General features: G+C 36.5%; 20 protein-coding genes and 1 riboswitch. Of the genes, 3 read left to right on the top strand and 17 right to left on the bottom strand.

Annotated elements, in window-relative coordinates; translation table 11 throughout:
- From RRY75_RS11510 to RRY75_RS11465, 10 genes are all read right to left on the bottom strand, one after another.
- A partial coding sequence (locus RRY75_RS11510; protein WP_332716830.1) for an ATP-binding protein occupies window positions 1–1627 on the bottom strand: 1627 nt, incomplete at its 3' end.
- Between the two features lie 190 nt (window positions 1628–1817).
- Window positions 1818–2873: a Gfo/Idh/MocA family protein gene (locus RRY75_RS11505; protein WP_332528016.1), complete on the bottom strand. Its 1056-nt coding sequence runs from the start codon at window positions 2871–2873 to the stop codon at window positions 1818–1820.
- 34 nt (window positions 2874–2907) lie between these two features.
- Window positions 2908–3873 carry a sugar phosphate isomerase/epimerase family protein gene (locus RRY75_RS11500; protein WP_332716827.1) on the bottom strand — a complete coding sequence of 322 codons (966 nt, stop codon included), beginning with the start codon at window positions 3871–3873 and terminating at the stop codon, window positions 2908–2910.
- 16 nt (window positions 3874–3889) lie between these two features.
- Window positions 3890–4612, bottom strand: coding sequence for a sugar phosphate isomerase/epimerase family protein (locus tag RRY75_RS11495; RefSeq protein ID WP_332716824.1), 723 nt, complete (start codon window positions 4610–4612; stop codon window positions 3890–3892).
- A gap of 77 nt (window positions 4613–4689) precedes the next feature.
- On the bottom strand, window positions 4690–5466 hold the full coding sequence (locus tag RRY75_RS11490) for a sugar phosphate isomerase/epimerase family protein (RefSeq protein ID WP_332716821.1): 777 nt from the start codon (window positions 5464–5466) through the stop codon (window positions 4690–4692).
- A gap of 16 nt (window positions 5467–5482) precedes the next feature.
- A complete protein-coding gene (locus RRY75_RS11485) occupies window positions 5483–6568 on the bottom strand; it encodes a Gfo/Idh/MocA family protein (RefSeq protein WP_332528020.1) in 1086 nt (361 codons plus the stop codon).
- Between the two features lie 29 nt (window positions 6569–6597).
- Window positions 6598–7587: a LacI family DNA-binding transcriptional regulator gene (locus tag RRY75_RS11480; protein WP_332528827.1), complete on the bottom strand. Its 990-nt coding sequence runs from the start codon at window positions 7585–7587 to the stop codon at window positions 6598–6600.
- A gap of 235 nt (window positions 7588–7822) precedes the next feature.
- A complete protein-coding gene (locus RRY75_RS11475; protein WP_332494590.1) occupies window positions 7823–7996 on the bottom strand; it encodes a DUF6472 family protein in 174 nt (57 codons plus the stop codon).
- A gap of 203 nt (window positions 7997–8199) precedes the next feature.
- Window positions 8200–9267, bottom strand: a complete 1068-nt coding sequence (locus RRY75_RS11470) for a sialidase family protein (protein WP_332716816.1) — start codon at window positions 9265–9267, stop codon at window positions 8200–8202.
- 25 nt (window positions 9268–9292) lie between these two features.
- Complete coding sequence (locus tag RRY75_RS11465; protein ID WP_332494593.1) at window positions 9293–10225, bottom strand: dihydrodipicolinate synthase family protein; 933 nt, start codon at window positions 10223–10225, stop codon at window positions 9293–9295.
- A 256-nt stretch (window positions 10226–10481) separates the two neighbouring features.
- Between RRY75_RS11465 and RRY75_RS11460 the strand changes: the two genes are divergently transcribed.
- Both RRY75_RS11460 and RRY75_RS11455 read left to right on the top strand, forming a co-directional pair.
- A complete protein-coding gene (locus RRY75_RS11460; RefSeq protein WP_332528906.1) occupies window positions 10482–11204 on the top strand; it encodes a FadR/GntR family transcriptional regulator in 723 nt (240 codons plus the stop codon).
- Window positions 11205–11390: 186 nt separating this feature from the next.
- On the top strand, window positions 11391–11663 hold the full coding sequence (locus RRY75_RS11455) for a hypothetical protein (RefSeq protein ID WP_332716812.1): 273 nt from the start codon (window positions 11391–11393) through the stop codon (window positions 11661–11663).
- On the opposite strand, the gene RRY75_RS11450 is transcribed toward RRY75_RS11455, so the two are convergent.
- The 4 genes from RRY75_RS11450 to RRY75_RS11435 form a co-directional block, all read right to left on the bottom strand.
- Complete coding sequence (locus RRY75_RS11450) at window positions 11629–11946, bottom strand: response regulator transcription factor (RefSeq protein WP_332527681.1); 318 nt, start codon at window positions 11944–11946, stop codon at window positions 11629–11631. The two genes, RRY75_RS11455 and RRY75_RS11450, sit on opposite strands and share 35 nt — an antisense overlap.
- A gap of 87 nt (window positions 11947–12033) precedes the next feature.
- Window positions 12034–14679: an ABC transporter permease gene (locus RRY75_RS11445; protein WP_332527682.1), complete on the bottom strand. Its 2646-nt coding sequence runs from the start codon at window positions 14677–14679 to the stop codon at window positions 12034–12036.
- On the bottom strand, window positions 14679–15359 hold the full coding sequence (locus RRY75_RS11440; protein WP_332493758.1) for an ABC transporter ATP-binding protein: 681 nt from the start codon (window positions 15357–15359) through the stop codon (window positions 14679–14681). The genes RRY75_RS11445 and RRY75_RS11440 overlap by 1 nt, the downstream gene beginning before the upstream one ends.
- An 89-nt stretch (window positions 15360–15448) precedes the next feature.
- The gene (locus RRY75_RS11435) at window positions 15449–16648 is read right to left on the bottom strand and encodes a sensor histidine kinase (protein ID WP_332716808.1); all 1200 of its coding nucleotides are present in this window, start codon (window positions 16646–16648) and stop codon (window positions 15449–15451) included.
- Window positions 16649–16779: 131 nt separating this feature from the next.
- On the opposite strand from RRY75_RS11435, the gene RRY75_RS11430 reads away from it, so the two are divergent.
- Entirely contained in the window at window positions 16780–17757 is a 978-nt protein-coding gene (locus RRY75_RS11430; RefSeq protein ID WP_332493755.1) for an alpha/beta hydrolase, read from the top strand.
- Between the two features lie 126 nt (window positions 17758–17883).
- Here the strand turns inward: RRY75_RS11430 and RRY75_RS11425 are convergent, their stop codons facing one another.
- The 3 genes from RRY75_RS11425 to RRY75_RS11415 all read right to left on the bottom strand — a co-directional run.
- The gene (locus RRY75_RS11425; protein ID WP_332493753.1) at window positions 17884–18549 is read right to left on the bottom strand and encodes a response regulator transcription factor; all 666 of its coding nucleotides are present in this window, start codon (window positions 18547–18549) and stop codon (window positions 17884–17886) included.
- Between the two features lie 233 nt (window positions 18550–18782).
- Window positions 18783–20330 carry a Na+/H+ antiporter NhaC family protein gene (locus RRY75_RS11420; RefSeq protein ID WP_332493752.1) on the bottom strand — a complete coding sequence of 516 codons (1548 nt, stop codon included), beginning with the start codon at window positions 20328–20330 and terminating at the stop codon, window positions 18783–18785.
- 140 nt (window positions 20331–20470) lie between these two features.
- A riboswitch (Lysine riboswitch) is annotated at window positions 20471–20647 on the bottom strand.
- Window positions 20648–20720: 73 nt separating this feature from the next.
- Window positions 20721–21222: hypothetical protein (locus RRY75_RS11415; RefSeq protein WP_332716803.1), on the bottom strand; the 502-nt coding region annotated here is incomplete at its 5' end.

Below are 21222 nucleotides of genomic sequence, written 5' to 3'. Positions count from 1 at the left end.
CTGGTACGCTTCGATACTTCTCAAGCTGGACAAGAGCTTCTGCTAATCTTTCTTTGACTATTCCTTCACCTTTTTCGGCGTATTCTTTTTTAGAAATATATTTAAGTTCAAAGATTGCAAAATAGGTAGGATTAATATTGACTTGCTTAAGGAGTGCAATATCGATATAGCCGTTTTCAACTTCGTATTCGGACTTCACTAGATAAATTTTGCTTAGGAAACAGTAGGTGAGGAAAATGAGTTTTACATATTTCTCATCAAACTTGATATAGTCTCTATAGGATAACTTCTGCAACGTTTGCTCTACAATGGCAATAAGCTTAGCATTATCCCCCTTTTGTGCAATATACTTAATGGCCTCTCTAATCTCTACTGTACTGAGCTCATATGCCATTTCTTCTTTCAGTTTCTTACCAAAGAACTCAAAGTATAATTCTCTGATTACATTATTGGGAACCGTTAGGAGCACATCGCCTAAATCTTCTCGCTCTATGGTCAATAATCCTAGGTAAAAGAGTAACGATTTAAAATCATCCTCTTCAAAATCTTTCTCCATACTGAACTGACTTGTAATGACGGCAAAGACTTCTTCCCCTTTTAAAATTTGGTCAAGCACCTTCATATTACTTGTCTTATTCTTAAGGTCAAACATTTTTCCCAGCTTTCCATAGTCACTGGCTATATTTTTATCAATCAAGTCCTCTGGGGCTATGCCAAAATCTTCATAACTTTTCAGGTAGTAAAGTACCATATCACTGTTAAACAATCTTCTACCCGCTCTAGTTGAAAAGAGGTAACCATTGTAGTTCTTTCGCATCTCTTCTACTGCGTCATCTAATGCATCTCCTACGAGATTCATCGTGTCCGTCTGCACAATAAGACTTCTTACTTCTTCCTCCGTAAATCCCATCATTTCATTAAACCTAGGATCTCTGGTGATGTCACTACCTATATTAAATCCAGAAGTCAAACTATCTAAAGTAATAGGACTTACTCCTGTAGCAAAGATACGTTTAACAATAGATTCTGTCCCCATCTTAAGCACTTCATACCACTTTCTCACAAAACCTGTCTTACTGATAATTTCAGAAAACATATCCGTTTGAAAGCTTAAAAGTTCGTTGGCAAAGTGGTCATATTCATCAATAATGACATAAAGAGGCTTATCAATCTTATAAGTAATTTCACATAAAAACTCCTCAAAAACAGAAGCTGGGTACCCTGTTGCATTATAATTTAGTGTTAAGTTATACTTGTTGGCAAACTCCTTAAAAGCATTATTCGTTGTTCTTAAGAAGCTTTCTTCTAAAGTTGCTTTTGACTCTGTATTTAATTTAGAGAAATTAAACTTTAATATATAATAATCATTCTTGCCTTTTGTAGGATGCTCACCTATATAAGTTCCCCCAAAAAGCTTGTCAAAATCATCTACTGCCTTCACATCGTAGTAGTGTTCTAAAACAGAAGTGAACAAGCTCTTTCCAAACCTTCTCGGTCTTAAGAAAAAGATAAAGGGTGCATGTAAATTTTCCAAAGTCTCCATATACTTGGTCTTATCTACATAGATGTAGTTGTCTTCTATTAAAGTTTTGTAATTGCTAATGCCATAAGGTAACTTTTTCCTCATCCGTGCCTACCTCCTATCCTTTTCCTTTTACTATGTATTACTATTATAACCTATTTCATTCTTTTTTAACAAGTGAAGGTTGCACACACCCTTGCCACATACAAAGAAGCCACCTTACGCTCAGTCTTATGTTTCATAAGAGGGGAAACTGAGAATAAGGTGGCTTCTTGTGCCTTAAAATTTATGAGTATTAAATACAACAGCTGATACTTGTTTTCTTCTCCTGTGATTTGAAAATTGCATCAATCACTTTCATAACGCGTAAGCACTGCTCTGGCTTTACAATAAGTTCAGCTGTTCCATCTAGCACACTGACAATATTTTTGTAGTAATCTGTCCAATCAGAGGCGGCTTCTGGTAGTGGTAGGTTAATAGTTGTTTCGCTTGGTCTTGGCGCCATTGTACGTGTTGGACCTGCTTCTGTATAAACAATAGCATCTGCCCACTCCATTGCTTCTTCTGTATTAAGCTTTACAATTTGACCATTACAACTCCAATCGTTAATAACAGCTGTACCTTCTTCTCCTATTACATGCCATCTGGCTTGATTGATGAAGCAGTTGGTTGCTACCTCTACAATAGCTGACACTTCATTCTCAAATTTCAGCATAACCTTTAAGTTATCATCTACCTCTTCTGAATAAAGTGCATGTAAATCTGCATAGACATCTACAACAGGCGCAGGAATCATATCAAGCAACTGGTCCACTAAGTGTACACCCCAGTCAAGCATCATGCCTCCACCATTAATCTTATAGGCTCTCCATCCATGCATAGCCTGTCTTGAACCTTGTACACGGTTCTCAATCATACAAGCTTTGCCTATCATTTGTTCTTCTATAACCTTTTTAATAATCACATAGTCCTTATCCCATCTTCTATTTTGATGGACTGAAAAAAGCTTACCTGTCTCTTTTTGTACAGCCATAACCTCTTCAAGTTCTTGTGCATTCATTGTAACAGGCTTTTCACAGACTACATGCTTCCCATGGCGCATACAGGTTATTGCAATATCTTTATGTACATCATTAGGTGTAGCAATCGTTACAATGTCTATCTCTTTATCATTGACAAGTTCTTCTAAAGAGTTGTAACATTTTAGCCCTAATGCTTCAATATGTGGACGTACTTCCTCACGAATATCATAGGCACCTACCACATCTATTTCATCAATACGTTTAGTAATATTTTCATAATGCCATCCACCCATACCACCAAGTCCAACAATCGCTAATTTATATCCCATTTAGATTCCTCTTTTCTCATTACATTCTACTAGATTATGCCCACCACATCTGACCTATTGGTTCTGTAGTAATAATCTCTTTTAAGAAGTCTGCAGCTTTTGTAAGTCCCTCATTTTGACTCATTAATCCGTCTTCATGTTCAATACTAATAGCATAGTCATACCCTACTAGACGAAGGGCTGAAATAATATCTTTCCATACGGCATCATCATGCCCATAACCTACACTTCTAAATACCCAAGAACGTTCACTGATATTTCCATAGTGTCCTGTATCTAACACACCATTTTTAGCTGTGTTATAAGGGTCTATCTTTGTATCTTTGGCATGGAAGTGGAAAATAGCATCTTTAAGTTCACGAATAACCAGACAAGGGTCCATTCCTTGCCAGAACAGATGACTTGGGTCAAGATTTGCACCAATCTCTGGCCCTACTGCCTCACGCAACTTTAGTAATGAAGCTGTATTGTATACTGCAAACCCTGGGTGAAGCTCTAAAGCAATTTTATTCACGCCATGAGCTTTTGCAAATGCTACAGTCTCTTTCCAATAAGGAATCAAAACTTCATTCCATTGATAATCCAGTACTGCTAAGAAATCTTCTGGCCAAGGGCAAGTTACCCAGTTAGGATACTTGGCTCCTGGATGATCTCCTGGGCAACCAGAAAATGTATTAATTTGTGTAATCCCTAACTTCTCAGCAAGTAAAATAGTCTTTTTAATGGTATCATCAAAGGCCTTAGCTATCTCTTGTTGTGGATGAACAGGGTTACCATGACAACTTAACGCACTAATTTCCATATTGTACTTTTTAATAAGTGCTTTAAAACCTTCAAGTGCCGCCTCATCATTTAAAAGTATATCCGGATTGGCATGGCTATTACCCGGATAGCCACCACAGCCAATCTCAGCCATTTCAATACCTTTAGATTGGAAATAGGCTAGTGCTTCTTCTAAGCTTCTATCTCCTAATAAACATGTAAATACACCTAATTTCATAGTGTTACCCCTCTCTTTACTCTGCTTTAAGATACCCTATACTTCGTTTAATATCTTCTATACCACTAGGACTTGGATCGTCATTTTCTACGATAATCCATTCAAGACCTAACTTATCCACTGCTTCTAGCACATCTTTTACAGGTGCATCCCCTTCTCCTAATGCATTCAACCCATTTGCTGTACCGTCTTTGATATGCACAAGAGAAATATTGGCTTGGTGCTGACGTAAATATTCTATAGGATTGACCCCTGCACGATATACCCAAAAAGTGTCTACTTCTAATCCTAATTCTCCGTGACAAGCTTCTACAAGCCGGTCTAATAAGTAACTTCCTTCTACTACTTGAAGTTCATGGTCATGATTGTGATAAAGTAATTCCATTCCTTCAGCTTTAATCTTAGGTATTAATTTCTCAATTTGTGATGCTAGAATGGCTAATCCCTCTAGGTCTTTCAATTCTGACCAAGGACATACTAAGTATTTGTTACCAATCGCACGGTTGTAGGCAATCACTTCCTCAAATTGATTCTCCAAAGCCTCTAATGATGTATGGCTACCTACTACACATAGATTCAGCCTTTCTAGATGTGCTTTCATCTCTTCTTGTGGCACATCAAAAAATCCTGCAAACTCTACGCCCTCATATCCAAGTGCTGCTACTTGTTCTAAAGTGGCTACCACATCTTTGCTCATTTCTTCCCTCACTGTATAAAGCTGCACGGCAAGTTTGTACATACCCATCACCTTTCTATAACCTCTTCTTTTTACTCTACCAAGGTCTACACCCTTATATTTCTATAGCATTGCCTTTTCTACAACATCAGGTTGCGCATATACTTAATCGTAAAGTCTATGCCCTTTTGACCAAGTTCTCCGTACCAATTACTTGAATGAGGCTCAATACTTAAGTTACCATCATAGCCTTTTGCATAGAGTACTGCCATAAAGCTTCCCCAGTCCGTTTGGTCCATGCCTGCTGGTGGGTCATCAAACCTTTCACCTGCAATCACTAATGCACCTTTAATGTGTACATGTACAAAACGTGTACCCCATTTCTTGGCCTCTGCTAAATAGTCCCCTCCATCATATATACAATGTGAAGTATCATACTTAATGCCTAAATCTTTTAAATACCCATGAATCACTGTCCATGTTGGGTCTGAGTGTACAAAGTTATTCCATCTGCAATTGTAGGTAGCAATTTTAACCCCACATGATTTACCATAGGCAATCAACTTTTCAAAATAATTAATAGCTAGTGTACAGTTCTCATAGTAAGATAAACTTTCTACATAGTTACATCCTGTAATATAAATAGTACATCCCAACTTAGCTGTTGCTTCAATCAAACGGTACTCTATTCGAAGTTCCTCTTCTTTAATGCCTTCTGCCGTAATTTTATCTTCGCCCCATCGTCCTACACTTCCTATAGGCATTTCATATTTTCTACTATATGTATGCAATTCTTCTAATCCATCTAAAAAAGCTTGATGACGTTCGTTGACACATATTTCAATAAACTCTAATCCTCTTTCTTTGGCACGCTTAAATTCTTCTTCTTTAATCCATCCTATAATTCCAAGTCTCATATTTCACCTCTATCTCTTAGTTTTCAAAGTACACAGGTTGACCTGTTTTGCCTGACTCATAAATTGCTTCTAATATTTGTGTTACTACTAAAGCTTCTTCTGGTTTGACCACAACCTCTGTATCATTTACAACCGCTTCAATCCAAAGTCTCGCCTCTTTTTGCTGTGGCTCCTCTGCTGCCCCATCATAGAAGGCTACTCCACCTGCTCCAAGGTCTGGCTTTTCTACATATTGTTTATTGTACTTAACGCCATTTACACGTAATCCATCTTTCATATCTGCACCTGCTTTAGTACCACAAAGAGAAGTTTGTGCTTCGCCTACATCTAAAGTATTTAATGCCCAGCTAGATTCAAGTACAATCGTTGCCCCATTCTCCATCTTGATAAAACCAAAAGCAGAATCCTCTACAGTATATTCATCAATATCCCAGTCGCCCCATGTATTAGCCGTCTCAGTTTGATCACTTAATTTTTTAAACACACTGCCTACTACCATTTGAGGTTTATAGTTATCCATCATCCAAAGCGTTAAGTCTAAAGCATGTGTTCCAATATCAATAAGTGGTCCGCCACCTTGTTCTTCTTCATTTAAGAATACACCCCAAGTTGGTACTGCACGTCTTCTAAGCGCATGTGCTTTAGCATAATACACTTCACCTAATTCTTCATTCTCACATGCACGTTTTAAATATAAACTATCTTCACGGTATCTATTTTGATAACCTACTGTCAACTTTTTGCCTGTACGATGGGCCGCTTCTACCATCGCTTTTGCTTCCCTAGTTGTTTTAGCCATTGGTTTTTCACACATAACATGCTTGCCTGCTTCTAATGCATCAATTGTAATAAAGGAATGTGAACGGTTTGGTGTACATACATGAATAACTTCGATTGTTTCGTCTTGTAAGAGTTCTTTATAATCTACATAGTACTTAGCATCAGCTGTTCCAAACTTCTTGCAGGCGTTCTCGGCACGTTCTTCAATAATGTCACAGAATGCTACCATTTCTACATTTTTAAGTTTTGCTAAAGATGGCATATGCTTTTGTGTACCAATGCCACCACATCCAATAACTCCAACTTTTACTACTCTATCCATAACCCTATCTCCTTTTATTTAAAATAATTTTATTTAGTTGATTCTCTAATCATTAATTCATGGGGTAAAAATATAGTTTCATTTTCACTCCCTATATTTTGGATTTTATTAAGTAACAACCTTGCCGCTTGTTTACCCATTTCTAAACGTGGTTGACTCACTGTCGTAATAGTTGGCTCATAAAACTTAGAGATAAAGGTATTGTCAAATCCTATAACATCTATATCTTCTCCGACTTTCTTACCACATGCTTTCAACCCTTGAATCACACCTATTGCCAAACTATCAGAAATGGTGAAAATAGCTGTAGGTGGCTGCCTCTTTAATAGCAATGCCTTAGCTGCCTCTATACCCGAATGTGGTGTATAGTCTGCATAATAAATAAGTTCTTCATTAATAGGTATCTGGTGTTCTCTTAGCGCCTCTCTAAATCCTTCTTCTCTTAACTTTGAGGATGTATAACTTTTTTCGCTTGTTACAAGTGCTATATGCTTATTGCCTAATTGAATAAGATACTTAGTAGCATCATAAGCTGCTTGCTTGTTATCAATACTCACTAAACTAAGCTTGGCGCCTTCTACATATTCACTACACTGGATAACAGGGTACATCTGTCCAAACTTTGTTAATGTAACTGAATCAATCTGTGGTGTAAAGAAGATGATGCCATCTACTAGCTTATTTTCTAGTAGTTGAATATGCTTCATCTCTACATTTACATCAAGATCTGTAATCCCTATCATCACGTTGTATCCTAAAGTCGTCATCTCCTCTCTAATACCCTTAATGATTGCAGAGTAAAATTGATTTGAAATAGTTGGAAGTAATACTAAAATATTATAGGTGGATGAACGTCTTAGATTTCTCCCTAGTAAATTAGGGGAGTAGCCTAATTCATCAATGACTTTCTCAACCGCTTCTTTTGTTTCTGGCTTTACCCTCTGGTCATGATTGAGTACTCTAGAGACCGTTGCAACGGACACTTGTGCACGCTTTGCCACATCTTTTATAGTAGCCACCTTGCCTTCCCTCCTTTTACTAAACGGATAATGTAATCCGTTACATCTTTAACTTGATTATAGTTTTTATTATAAATAATTCAATACATTTGTTTTAAATATTATATTTTTGTTTATTTTATATACTTTTATTTATGAAATTTGTATACATTTTACACAACCTCTTTATCGCTCTAAACAAGCAAAAAGGATACTACAAAACTAATCCATTAGATCAGCATTGCAGTATCCTTTTTTAGTTTTGTTTACGTACTAAGGTATATTCATCACCTATCTTAAAGTAGGGACACTGTTTAGTTGGTTGATAGCTCATTCTAGCAAAATCATCTTCATCCATCATAAAATCAATACTACAGATATATTGACGCGTTACTTCATCATATTCTAGATGCATACAGTTCTCACACATTGTATTCTTCCTTTTATCTTTACTATTCTTCTAACTATTCTTTAAGTGTAGCCTCTTCATTCACTTTTGTCTATTACCCTGTGGCTCTTTTATCTATACTTTTTTCATAACGCATCTTTTATCTTTTTTCTCCCTATATTAATAAACCAGGTATGATCGTCTAACGTTAATCTACGATCATACCTAGTTTAGATGTTTACCTTTTATGCTTCGGCTCCTACAAGATATGCTTCATCAAAAATAGCTAATGTCAATCTTGCTGGCTCTTCATTATCTGGTGGATTACCATCTTCAAAGAAACAGTAATAGGTCTTACCATCTGGTGAAGTTGCAATATCTGCATAACCTGCAAGCCCTGCAATTTTTTTAGAGTATTTCCAACTCTTAGCATCGTCATAACTTATTCTTACTGTTAAGTCAATACGCTTAGGCCATCCGTTAGCACGTAGCTCTTTATTATTCGCACAATTTACAAATAGAATTTTATCTTCTGTTTTCACAATACTTCCAAAGCAAATAGCATCTGGAAGTTGCATATCTGGCACAGGCGTACTAAATTGATTTTGTCCATTTGGTGAAATAGCCGTATAACGATAGCGCAGTTTGCCATTATGCCTCATATTGATTAAAACACTACCATCTGAAAGCTCTACTACTTGAGATTCATTAACCCATACAAAATCATCATTGCCATTGTCACTACTATAAATCATTTCACCACAATGCCAACTTCTACCCCCATCATCACTTATGATGGTACTGACATGGGTTGGATAATGGTTGTTCCCTTCTCCTCTAGCAAGCCAAACTGGAACGACTAATCTGCCGTTACTAAGTTCAATACCATGTCCTGGTCCTACTGCAAAAAGTGACCACTCATATTCTGGTCTAAATTTCATCATAGCATCCATAATACTTACAGGTTCTGAAAAAGTAAGGCCATCATCTATACTCACTTGATAAAAGAGTTGTCTATAATCTTTTTGCCAAAGAAAATGAATGCTTCCATCTTTTGAAGCAATCATGATAGGATTGTTAATTGGCAAATCCACTGAAGTTGCAATCATTTGTCTTTGACTAAAAGTTTTGCCCCCATCTGTACTACGCTTCATCCCTACGCCTTTTGCACTCCAATCGTCATAAGCCGAAAGACGTGTTTCATAGTAGACCATAATGGTGCCTTGGCTAGAAACGACAACACCAGGTATTCTATAACTTTTAAAACCATCTTGATCATAAGTTTCAATACTTACTTGTTTTAATTCACTCATGTTAACCCCCAGATTATATGCATTATTATTTAGATACTTTATTTAAAAAAGCTACTTCTGTCACTTCATATTTTTCTTTAATTTTTAGAAGTGCCTCTTTAAATGCATCCAGTTCACAATCTTTGTAATTAGTGAATGGACGGCGAGAATAACCTGCATCTACACCTTGCCAACTAAGCATGTTACGCATTAGAGCAATGTAGTCATATTTTAAGGCAGCAAAGATAATTTCAGTACCTATCTTTTGTAGTCTTACGCCTTTAGCTAGTTCTCCTGCCTTAACAGTCTCATCAATACCTATAAATAACTCTGGCATAACATTGTAGAAAGAACCAATGATTCCATCTGTTCCTACTGATAAACCTGAAAAGGCCATTTCATCACATCCAGAATAAATCATAAAATCTTCACCAAGTAAATCTTTTAAATGACTCATTTGGTCATGGTCTTTACCTGTAAACTTCAATCCCTTTATATTTTCATGCTGTGAAAGCTTCACTAACAGATCTGTGCCCATAAGGCCCGCTAATGGTACATTATAAACAATCATAGGAAGTGGTGTAGCTTCTGCAATGTCTTTGTAATAGTTGTAAATATCTTGTTCACTAAACTTCCAGTAGAATGGTGGTACTGAAGAAATAGCATCTGCCCCTACTTTATAGGCATGTTTTGCAAGGTCAATGGATTTCTTTGTCCCAATATCCCCAACATGAACAATGACTGGCTTTCTGCCATTTACTCTTCTTACAACAGTTTCAACAACTAACTTACGTTCTTCTCCTGTCATTAAAAAGCCTTCACCTGTACTACCTGTAAGATAAAATCCACCTACATTCTGTTCTAAAAGAAAGTCTACTAAATGCTCTGTTTTCTGTACATCTACTTCCTCATTTTCATCAAATACTGAAATCATTGCTGGAATAACACCCGTTATTTCTTTAATATCAAAACGTTTCATTGTGATACACTCCTATTTATACTTTGTAGTACAAAGTCTATGTAAAATTTTAGCAATCTATTTATAATTGCTTAGTCAAAGCATAGCAAAATCCACTAACTAAAGTCAATATTTATTCTAAATATTTTTTTATATTTAGAACTTAACTTTACTAATTTTTAATTTTCATCACTTTACATTGTTATAGTTTATTGAAATACTTTGTAGTACAATTAAGATGCTTATACAAATCACTTATTACTAGGAGCCTATTATAATGATGAACAAACCTTCAGATATGAAAAATCTCAAAAGTCGCAAACTCTATTTACAAGTTTATGATGAATTAAGAAATTATATTGTCCAAAACCAACTACAGCCTGGTGACAAATTGCCTACTGAGATGGAAATGTGTGAAGTGCTAGGAGTAAGCCGTAATGTTCTTAGAGAAGCTATCAAATCCCTTGAGATTTCAGGTATTGTAAGTTCTAAACCTGGTGTTGGGATTATTATTCAAGAGTTTAGTCCTAGCTTTTTATTTCATAGTCTCCTTTATAACCTTTATGGAGATAGTACCGAACTCCTTAACCAAACCCTTGCTGTTCGCCGTACTCTAGAACTTGGATTTATGAGCCAAGCTTTTGATACCCTTACGTCAGATGACTTATTGCTTCTAGATGAACAAACCAGACTTATGAGAGAGATTTATGAAATGCAAAAATTAAAAACTGCCCAACTTAGCTTTGGCCTAAAATTTTACGAAGCAGACGCAACCTTCCACAAAATCCTTTATAGCCACACCGAAAACAATGTTTTAACCTCTATTATTGACGCTGTTTGGGCGTGTGATAAATACCATAAACAACGTATTCACTCCACTTATATGGAACAAACTGTAGTCAAACATGAAAAAATTCTTGCAGCTCTTATTGATAAAGATTTTGAAGTCTTTTCACAGGCTATGTACTACCACTTTAACGAAAATTATAAAAATCTATAACGAAATACTTCTTGTCGTATTTAAGGTATTTATTTGGGATACTAGGCAGTCAAAAGTTCTCTAAAATAAAATAACCCTTTCAAGTAGATTTATGTTATCCTTAGAGTCGCTAAAAACCGAGGAGATAAATCTTTTGAAAGAGTTACTGAAATAGTTTACCATACTCTTTCAACTGAGACTAGTGATATGATTAAATTACTTGATAAAATTTTAAACAACTTCAGAAATTGCTTTACAAGACAGGCCTCTTTTAATTGGTTTGTTGTCATTATTATAGGCCTTATGCTTCGTTCAGATATTTTAGGTCTGACATCTATTATTCGTGACTTAGGGCTGGCGCCAAAGCACTATGAATCGATACTTCATTTTTTCCATTCTTCATCCTGGAGCCTTAAATCTATTTCATCTAAATGGTTTGAAGTTGTTAAGAACTTTGCACCACTTTATTATCATCTATAAATTCATCCGTTTGCCAGATTTCATTCATCAGCTCATCTCTTGATACAATCATGCCTCTATTTCTCATAAGCAAGGCCAAAATCCTCAGCTCATTTTTAGTGAGTTCAACTTCACTCTCTTTGAATCTCGCTACACTTTTGCCTAGATTCAAAGCAATGCCTCCATGGGTCAAAGTTTGTTGCTCATGCCCTTTGGTACTCCTTTTGAGTACAGCTTGAATATGAGTCAGCAGTACTTGTGTATTGTAAGGCTTGGCAATAAAATCATTTGCCCCTAAAATCATAAAGTCAACTTTGATAATTTCTATATTTTATAAACCTACTTTATCACTAAATCGCAAAAATAGGAAGCCACTTGGCTTCCTACTTATTTATTGTATTTCATCTTTTATCACATCAATAATGGTTTCTTTCATAATCTTTCTAGAAAGTAAATAAGATAAGGCAAAGATTACACCTGATAGACCGATCCCGCCTACAATAAAGGCGCCGTATGGCAATACCGTTACGATATTTGTCCAACTTAATCTTGTCATATTAAGCATGAGCAAGGCAAATCCAATGAGCAGTGGCACACTATATACAATAGGTTTAACACTATAAAACACACTTTCTAAAAGAAGTATTTTCTCTATTCCCTTTGGTGAGATCCCTATACTTTTAAGCATAGCAAACTCACGTCTTCGCATATTCATTTGATTACTCAATGTACTATAAACATTGACGATTCCTATTAAAGTAATAAAGAATACACCCGCTAGAGCCATTCCTACTATAAGCTGCGTACTTTTTGCTTGTCCTTCTTGGGCACTTATTGTGTCCCATATCCTAAAGTTCGCCTTATTTTTATGCTTAGTATAAACTTCTTCTATTTGCGCTTTAACTTCTGCTACATTTTCATCTTCTATTTCTAAATAGCTAATGTCTCGATTATATCTTTCTTGATTACTCATTGAAAAGTGTTCAATAAGTTGTTTGGACATAGTCTCTGGAATGATTAATATGGTACGATAATAATCATAGTCTCTTCCATGTTTAGTGATCTGGTCCGTTACATAACCTAGCTCTACATCAAATACATAAGGTGTTTTCGTCTTAGCTTCTCTTCCTAAATCTTCTGTAACTGTCAGGGTATCTCCCGCTTTCCAATCAAATAAAGCAACACTTTCTTGCTCTTCACGAATGGCACGATCATTATAGGTCGCACTGTTATACAATATGGCTTTCACACCTTCTGTGTTATAAAATGTTTCTGCATCCGCTCCTATTTTTTCACAATATGCATTAAAGGATGCATCATCAATAGCGAGGATTTCTGTGACAAAATTATATTGCCCTTCTTCTAAAGGTATTTCTTCTTCTAAGTATTCTACACCTTTTTCTCTCAGCTCTTGTGAGAGTTGTTCCGGTGCTACTTTTGTATAGCCATAAATACCACCCTTATGTCTTTCCACATTTTCTATCTTGTCAATTGCTCGTACCGCTGTATCTAAGCGCTCAAACTCTTCTTGTTCTACATCGCTTAAATAAATCTTCATCTCATACCCTATAGGTCTTGGGTCATAGTTGACTGATAAGGTCCATATGTTCAAATAAATGATGCCACCCATCAAAATGACAAAACTTAACGTTAGCGAAATATAAGCTGTTCTAAAGCCTTTCCGATGTGCCCTGTTAGACTTAAGTGCTAAGGTGCCTTCATAACCTACCACTTTTCCTATCCAACGTGTAAATGCAGTATCTTTAAGTCGCTCTACTTTGTAATCCCCTTGTTTAATGGCTACAATTGGGGAGAGCTTGGCTACTTTTCTTGCTGGGAAGTAGGCTGAAATAAGTACAACAGCTAACGTCATCAATATAATCATAAGGACACAAACCGCTGACACATATACATCTACATGTCCATCCATTTCTAAGGCTTTGAAAGTGTCATTTAAATAATTAAAAATAAGCGTTGCAATACCGTATCCACCTAATAATCCAAAAGGTATACTAATGCCTGAAAGCAATATGCCTTCAAATAAAATAGAATGTCTAATCTGTTTAGGTGTGGCACCTATACTTTTAAGGAGTCCTAAATATTTCACACGAGACTTGGCAGAAACTGCAAAGGTATGATAAATAATGGTTACAAAAAAGCTCATAATGAATAGTGCCGCTACAATATAAATAGTCATCATACTCATAAATTGGACAGTGACAACTTCCTCAAATACACCATAACAATCTAATAACTCAGTATTGTATCTAACAGGATACCTGCCCGCTTCATTGGGAGTCAACCCAATATTGGCAGCAATTTGTGAGGTCAGCTCATAAGTTTTCTTCACATTCTTGAACTGCATGTTCACAATGTATGTTCTATCTTCACGTATTTCATCAGAATAACCTATACTTATATAGGAAGGAATACTGCTATACTCATACTGTGCATCTAATATCCCTACGATTGTATAAGCTTTATGACCTTCTATAGTTTCAAATACTTCCCCTTCACTTAGACGGTCTCTGACATCTACCTCTTCCCCTTGTAAGAGACGATTCCCTTCATCTACACTGAGCTGACTCCCTATCTGATATTGGGGATTATCTGTAAAGAAGTCTTCTGAGATAGCAATCTCACCTTCTTGTTCAGGTAATCTCCCTGATGTGGCCATACCCGACCATCCCATATCATTACGATAATTTTTATCTAGGTCAATATGTGCAAAATAAGGTCTACCTTCTGTATCTTCTGGCCTAAGGGCATAAAAATCCGTTTTAATAAAAGTCTTTTCTACTTCAGGGTTTTCTTTGATATAGGCCACTTGCTTAGCTGAAATATCTACAGCCATGGCACCATGCCATTCTCCACTACCTTCAATCAATAGCGCAATATTACTCTTTTGATAGGAATAGGCACTAAACACAAGTGCCGAAATAAACAACGTCGCTATAAAAATAGCAAAGCAAGTAAAGAAAGCATGACGTTTATTACGTTTTAAATGTGTTAAAGTAAAACGACTCATAATATGCATTACTTATTCACCTCATCAGAAACAATCTTGCCATCTTCAATCTTGATGACACGGCTAGCCTCCAGAGCAATTTGTTCGTCATGGGTAATAATAATAATAGTTTGTTTGTACTTTCTATGAGACATCTTAAGGAGCTCAATAATATCTTTAGAGTTCTTACGGTCTAGATTCCCCGTTGGTTCGTCTGCTAATACAATAGCAGGATTATAAATAAGGGCACGTCCTATGGCTACACGTTGTTGTTGCCCTCCAGAAAGCTCACTTGGTAAATGGATGAGCCTATCTTTTAGTCCTAAAGTAGAAACAACTTCTTCAAAATATGCTTCATCCACTACTTTTCCATCTAATAAAGTCGGTAGTAAAATATTCTCTCTAACATTCAGTGTAGGGACAAGATTGAAAAATTGATAAATAAGCCCTACCTTACGTCTACGAAATATAGCCATCTTAGTATCATTCAACTTAGATAAATCTACGCCATCCACAACCACCTTTCCGCTAGTCGCCATGTCTACGCCACCAATCATATGTAACAGCGTAGATTTCCCTGAGCCACTTGCCCCTATGATTGCTACAAATTCGCCTTTTTCAATAGAAAGGTTAATGTGGTCTAAGGCTTTTACTTCCATGTCACCTCTGCCGTAGGTTTTGCTTAAGTCTTCTATTTTTAGAATTTCCATTGTCTTCACTCCTTTGTTCCTTTTGTATAGTACCATTCTAAAATTCCAAAATGACATTATGGTGACATACGAAAAAATAAACATAAGCCCTAATAGAACTTCATACGAAACTGCGCACCCCCATTGGCATTGGCAACTTTAATTTCTCCATTTTGTTTTTCAATAATAGTTTTGGCCATAGCAAGTCCTATGCCAACACTCTCCTTAGAAGCATTTTCCCCTTTGTAAAACCTGGTGAAGATATGAGGCAAATCTTCTACAGGTACACCACCACCCTCGTCTTGTATGACTATTTCTGTATAGATAGGATTATGATGCCATTCAATGGTAAGTTTACTACCAACCGGACTATGCTGCACACAATTGCAAAGGATATTATGAATGGCCTCGTACATCCAATTTTTATCCCTTAGTACACACACGTCATCCTCCCCCGTCATATGAATCTTTAGCTGCTTTTGCCTAATAGGTCCTTCCAACATTTCTACTACTTCTTCTATAAAAGTAGATACAACAACCTCTTGTTCCTTGAGCTGCACTGTTCCTGCATCCAATTTGGCAAGCTTCAGCAAAATGCCCACTAGCTTACTTAGCCTTTCTATTTGTAAGTTCAACTGTTTAATAAACTGTTGATTTTGATCACTGACTTCATTTTCCAACAACAAATCTGTCATAATTCCCATGGACGTCAAAGGGGTCTTAAGTTGATGGCTAATATCTGCAATATTTTGTGCTAAGTTCAATTTTTCTTTTTCCTGTGTTTCTTTACCTTCTCTTAAGACCAGGGTTGTCTTATAAATTTGGTCTTCAAATACTGAAAATGCACCTTCCCCTATTCCTTTTATATTAAGGCTATAATCCCCTTTGGCTATCTGCATCAAATACGCAAGCAGTGCGCTCAACCGCACCTTTAACCACCTATAAATCCCATAGCTCACGCCCACACCAATTAAAAAGATTAGTGTGAGCATCATCATATTCACCCACAATAAACTTTCAAATCCTTTTTTATTATATGGAAGTACTAGAAACTGTGCTTCATACCCATAGGGTTTCAAGATTTCCTTACCCCTTTCAACATCCCTAGCCTCTAGTTCTTTGAGACCTTGTACCACTAACACTTCATTTTCTGGGTTTTGTGCTACTACCTTTCCCACGATCCCCGCTATTTGTTCATAATACATTTGATCTATCTTTTGATAAGCTAGGTAGCTTGCACTCACACCCATACTTAGCATGATACAAAATCCTATGATTAACATCCCTACTACTTTCCAATTCTTTCCCACTATAGACCTCCTATCCCTCTTGTCTTTTCATTTTACTTTTAATGCCTACTCTAAACAACCTCTATCTTCTTTATTTCATCATGGTTTCATGCTATACTATGAACCATTAATTAACTATAAGGAGTATATGCATGAAAAAAATAAAAATAGCCTTAATAGGTGTTGTATCCGTTGTGCTTCTAGGTGCTACTACCGGTGTTGCCTTTGGTGCAAACTATTTATACGATTTAGCACTCAATCCTACGACTTCCAAGGACCTCATCTTTGGCTCTGATGATTCTACTGAAGATACCGTAAGTCAAAACGAAACGAGTGGTGTTGTGACTGTAGATGACACAACTTGGTTGCTCCAACACAGTGGCTATCAAGATGTGTTTATGACTTCTCGTGACGGCTTACAACTTCATAATTACATCATTGAACAACCTGAGTCCAACAAATGGGTCATCGCTGTTCATGGCTATACCTCTGAGGGTGTAAATATGGCACCTTATGCGAAAAAATTCCATGAAATGGGCTACAACATTATTATCCCTGACCTTAGAGCTCATGGTACAAGCGAAGGTGACTATATTGGAATGGGCTGGGATGAGCGTTTTGATATTATAGATTTAATCGACTATGTTATAGCAAAGGACTCCGATGCTGAAATCGCTTTATTTGGTGTATCTATGGGTGCTGCAACTGTTATGAATGTTTCAGGCGAACCCCTTCCAAGCAATGTAAAAGCTATTATCGAAGACTGCGGCTATACCTCTGTTTGGGACCAATTTAGCTATCAACTTAAAGATTTATTTGGACTACCAGCCTTCCCAATGATGCATAGTGCCAGTTTAGTAGGCAAGCTTCGTGCTGGGTACTGGATAGGTGAGGCTTCCCCTATTACACAAGTCCAAAAATCTCAAACACCGACTTTATTCATTCATGGTGACCAAGATGACTTTGTCCCTTATTTTATGCTAGAAGAATTATATGAAGCTGCTCCTGTAGAAAAAGAAAAGTTAGTCATTGAAGGTGCTGGGCATGCCAAGTCTAACAAAGTCAATCCAGAACTTTACTGGTCTACTATTACAAACTTCTTAGACAAATATGTAACATCCGCTCAATAGGAAAATGACTATCACTACATTTCTTCCTACTAAGATTTAATTGACTTAATAGGGTGAGAAGTCCACTCACGGGGTATTCTAATACTAGCATCTGCTAAGGTTAGGATACCCTTTTATTTTCTTCCCCTATGATTCAAGTCTATAGCCCACACCTCTTATAGTCTGTATAAGTTTCTCTTCTGGTTCTTCTATCTTCTCACGTAGCCGTTTGACCATAACCGTCAATGTATTGTCGTTGACAAACTCACCGTCCACGCCCCATAAATACTCTAAAATATGCTCCCGTGAAACAGTGCACTCTTTGTTTTCCATCAGTAGCAACAGAAGTTTAAATTCACTTTTAGACAACACCACTTCTTCATCTCGTTTGTAAACCCTACCTTGATTTTTGTCCAATCGGATACTTTTGCAGATAAGTATATGAGACACATCCTTTTGTGCACGTCTTAACACAGCTTGTATTCTAGACAATAAGATGCGCATTTTAAAAGGCTTAGTAATATAGTCATCTGCTCCCATATCTAACCCCTTAATCATCTCTTCCTCATCATCCCGTACAGTTAGAAAAATAATAGGCACTTCACTTATAGATTTGACATGTTCACAAAAACTGTATCCAATACCATCAGGTAAATTTAAATCCAATAGAATTAATGAAACCTTTTCATTCAAAACCGTTTTTGCCTCTTTTATAGTAGGGGCTACATGTACTTTATAACCTTCCTTTTCCAATGCAAATGTCACACCTATAGCAATCGCATCATCATCTTCTACCAATAATATTTGTGTCATCAATGCTTTTCTCCTTTATCTAAAAGTCTATACATCACTGTACCTAATCATATCCCTCAGCCCACATGACAGGCAATACTAAACAATGATTTTACTTATGTTTATTTTATAATATTATTTCGTCACAGGCTACTAAAAGCCAAATTCGACTTTCTTTTGTCAGTAAATCTAATTGCAAGTTGCATAAAAAAAAGGAAGCCCAATGGCTTCCTTTTAAACATGTTTATATTACTTTATGCGTGACGTTTTTTGCTTATTTTATTTAATACTACAAGTGTACCTAATAAGAGTACAATGGAGCTACCTAGTGTAATCCATACATTTGCTGTAAATCCTGCAATAAGGTATCCTATGAAGCAACATCCTGCTACAACTAAAGTGTATGGAATTTGTGATGCTACGTGGTCAATATGATTACATCCAGCTCCCGTAGAAGAAAGAATGGTTGTATCTGATATTGGTGAACAGTGATCTCCAAATACTGCTCCAGCAAGTGTTGCTGCAAGTGTTGCTGTAATAAGTTCTGGTGCTACTGCTGCACAAATCATTGTTACGATTGGAATAAGAATCCCAAATGTTCCCCATGATGTTCCCATTGAAAAAGCAAGACCACCTGCTACAAGGAATACGATAGCTGGGATAATTGCTGGTGGCATATTAGATGATGCTACAAGTCCACCTACAAACTCTCCTGTGTTTAAAAGTTCTCTACATACACCACTGATTGTCCAAGCAAGTGTAAGAATGATGAAAGCACCTACCATTGATTTAACTCCAATGCCGATTCCATCCATGAACTCTTTGAATGTAATAACTTTACGTGGTACGAAAAGAACGAATGCTACTAAAAGGGCTCCGAAACCTGCAAGTGCAAGTGCACTACCAGCATCTGTATTTCCAAAGCCTTCTGCTAAGGTCATACCACCTTCGAAGTATCCACCTACATAAAGCATAGAAAGTACTGCAAAGATAATAAGTGCCACGATTGGAATAATTAAATCGAATACTTTTCCTTTTGAAGAAATTTTCACTTTAGAAAGCTCATCATCTTCATCTGTACTTGTTGCCTTACCTTTGTTGCCTTTACCTTCTCTTGCAGCTTTTTCGAATTTAGCCATTGGTCCAAACTCAATATCTGTTACACAAAGTACAACAACCATGATTAAAGTTAAAATAGCATATAAGTTATAAGGAATAGTTGCCATAAAAGTTTCCATTCCATTAAGTGGTACACCATTGACATCTAATCCACTCATTTGTGAAATAACTGAAGCTGCCCAAGATGAAATAGGAGCGATAATACAAATGGGTGCTGCTGTAGCATCAATAATGTATGCAAGTTTTGCACGAGAAATATTATGTTTGTCTGCTACCGGTCTCATAACTGTACCAATCGTTAAGCAGTTAAAGTAATCATCAATAAAGATTAATCCACCAAGTAAAGAGGTTCCAAGTTGTGCACCTTTTCTTGATTTAATTTTGTTACCTGCCCAGTCCCCATAAGCTCTTGAACCACCTGCCATTGTAATAACAGCAACAAGTGCACCTAAGAAGCCTAAGAATAAAATGATTGATGCATTTGCACCTAATTTATCTGCCATTAATGTAAACGTTACATCAATTGCCTTAACTACACCACCGCCTGTGTTAAAAGCATAAATAAGTGTTCCTGATAAAATCCCTACAATCAATGAGGAAATAACCTCTTTTGTTGCTAATGCAAGTACGATTGCTATAATTGGTGGTAGTATCGATAACCACCCGATATCAATTGCTTCCATGTGTGTGTCTCCCTTCAATCCCTTTAAATTTTAAATTTAAATAACAAAAAAGTCTTGAGCAGATCACTCAAGACTTCATTTCATTTCCGATATAGTAAGCACCTTAATGGTAGTGCCTTACTCTCATTCAACAAATAGACTTTCGTGATAGCTCCCCACAAATTAAATTTGTGACAGTGTTATACATGTTCTGTATAACCCCAACGTTATAGTCTTAAAGCCTCAACTATACGCTTCGGCGATTTCTCCTTTTTGTTTGCTTCAACGCGCTTAACTCCACAAACATACTTTTAAAAACCGCAACCTCTATCTACTTCTTATTTAATTGTTATTTCTTTTCATACTATATAACATAAATCCAACAAAGTAAAGCATAATTTGCATAAAGTTCTATAATACATCCTGCTTTTCCAACTTATTGAGTACATCTATCCCTAGGAATAACCCGACTACTGCAACTGTTATTGTAAAAGGGAGTAGCGTACTTAGTGAAAATTCGCTATTCCCTGAACACATGATGCACACAAGTAAAACAGATGATACAATTGTCGTAGATATAGACATTTTCTTAACACCAAAGTATAGAGGAATGAGTACCATCAAAGCAGCCCCTCCTGCATTAACAAATAACTTAGGTACCTCACTAATCAGCATACTCATAGTAAAATACCCTGCTACAATATCTACAAATCTATCTATGACTGCAAGTACTAAAATAATGATAAGCTCACTGATTAAAATATTCACAAAAACAAATCCCATCACAATGATGAACTTAGCCATCAATATTTTCTTTCTATTTATAGGGTACATGAACATCAAGTTCATTGTTTTGTTGCGATACTCTTCAATTTCAAGCTTAGCCAAGTCAAAGAATTTGTTAATCAGCTCT

The organism is Niameybacter sp., from assembly GCF_036655075.1.
GTDB lineage: Bacteria > Bacillota > Clostridia > Lachnospirales > Cellulosilyticaceae > Holtiella.
Note: the sequence above shows the minus strand (reverse complement) of the source record. Positions and strands in the feature narration are given on the sequence as shown.

Bases quoted from the DNA above. Each gene is read 5' to 3' on its own strand.
- RRY75_RS11505 (WP_332528016.1), bottom strand. From the start codon at position 2,873: ATGGGATATAAATTAGCGATTGTTGGACTTGGTGGTATGGGTGGATGG.
- RRY75_RS11500 (WP_332716827.1), bottom strand. From the start codon at position 3,873: ATGAAATTAGGTGTATTTACATGTTTATTAGGAGATAGAAGCTTAGAA.
- RRY75_RS11495 (WP_332716824.1), bottom strand. From the start codon at position 4,612: ATGTACAAACTTGCCGTGCAGCTTTATACAGTGAGGGAAGAAATGAGC.
- RRY75_RS11490 (WP_332716821.1), bottom strand. From the start codon at position 5,466: ATGAGACTTGGAATTATAGGATGGATTAAAGAAGAAGAATTTAAGCGT.
- RRY75_RS11485 (WP_332528020.1), bottom strand. From the start codon at position 6,568: ATGGATAGAGTAGTAAAAGTTGGAGTTATTGGATGTGGTGGCATTGGT.
- RRY75_RS11475 (WP_332494590.1), bottom strand. From the start codon at position 7,996: ATGTGTGAGAACTGTATGCATCTAGAATATGATGAAGTAACGCGTCAA.
- RRY75_RS11470 (WP_332716816.1), bottom strand. From the start codon at position 9,267: ATGAGTGAATTAAAACAAGTAAGTATTGAAACTTATGATCAAGATGGT.
- RRY75_RS11465 (WP_332494593.1), bottom strand. From the start codon at position 10,225: ATGAAACGTTTTGATATTAAAGAAATAACGGGTGTTATTCCAGCAATG.
- RRY75_RS11460 (WP_332528906.1), top strand. From the start codon at position 10,482: ATGATGAACAAACCTTCAGATATGAAAAATCTCAAAAGTCGCAAACTC.
- RRY75_RS11455 (WP_332716812.1), top strand. From the start codon at position 11,391: ATGATTAAATTACTTGATAAAATTTTAAACAACTTCAGAAATTGCTTT.
- RRY75_RS11450 (WP_332527681.1), bottom strand. From the start codon at position 11,946: ATGATTTTAGGGGCAAATGATTTTATTGCCAAGCCTTACAATACACAA.
- RRY75_RS11445 (WP_332527682.1), bottom strand. From the start codon at position 14,679: ATGCATATTATGAGTCGTTTTACTTTAACACATTTAAAACGTAATAAA.
- RRY75_RS11440 (WP_332493758.1), bottom strand. From the start codon at position 15,359: ATGGAAATTCTAAAAATAGAAGACTTAAGCAAAACCTACGGCAGAGGT.
- RRY75_RS11430 (WP_332493755.1), top strand. From the start codon at position 16,780: ATGAAAAAAATAAAAATAGCCTTAATAGGTGTTGTATCCGTTGTGCTT.
- RRY75_RS11425 (WP_332493753.1), bottom strand. From the start codon at position 18,549: ATGACACAAATATTATTGGTAGAAGATGATGATGCGATTGCTATAGGT.
- RRY75_RS11420 (WP_332493752.1), bottom strand. From the start codon at position 20,330: ATGGAAGCAATTGATATCGGGTGGTTATCGATACTACCACCAATTATA.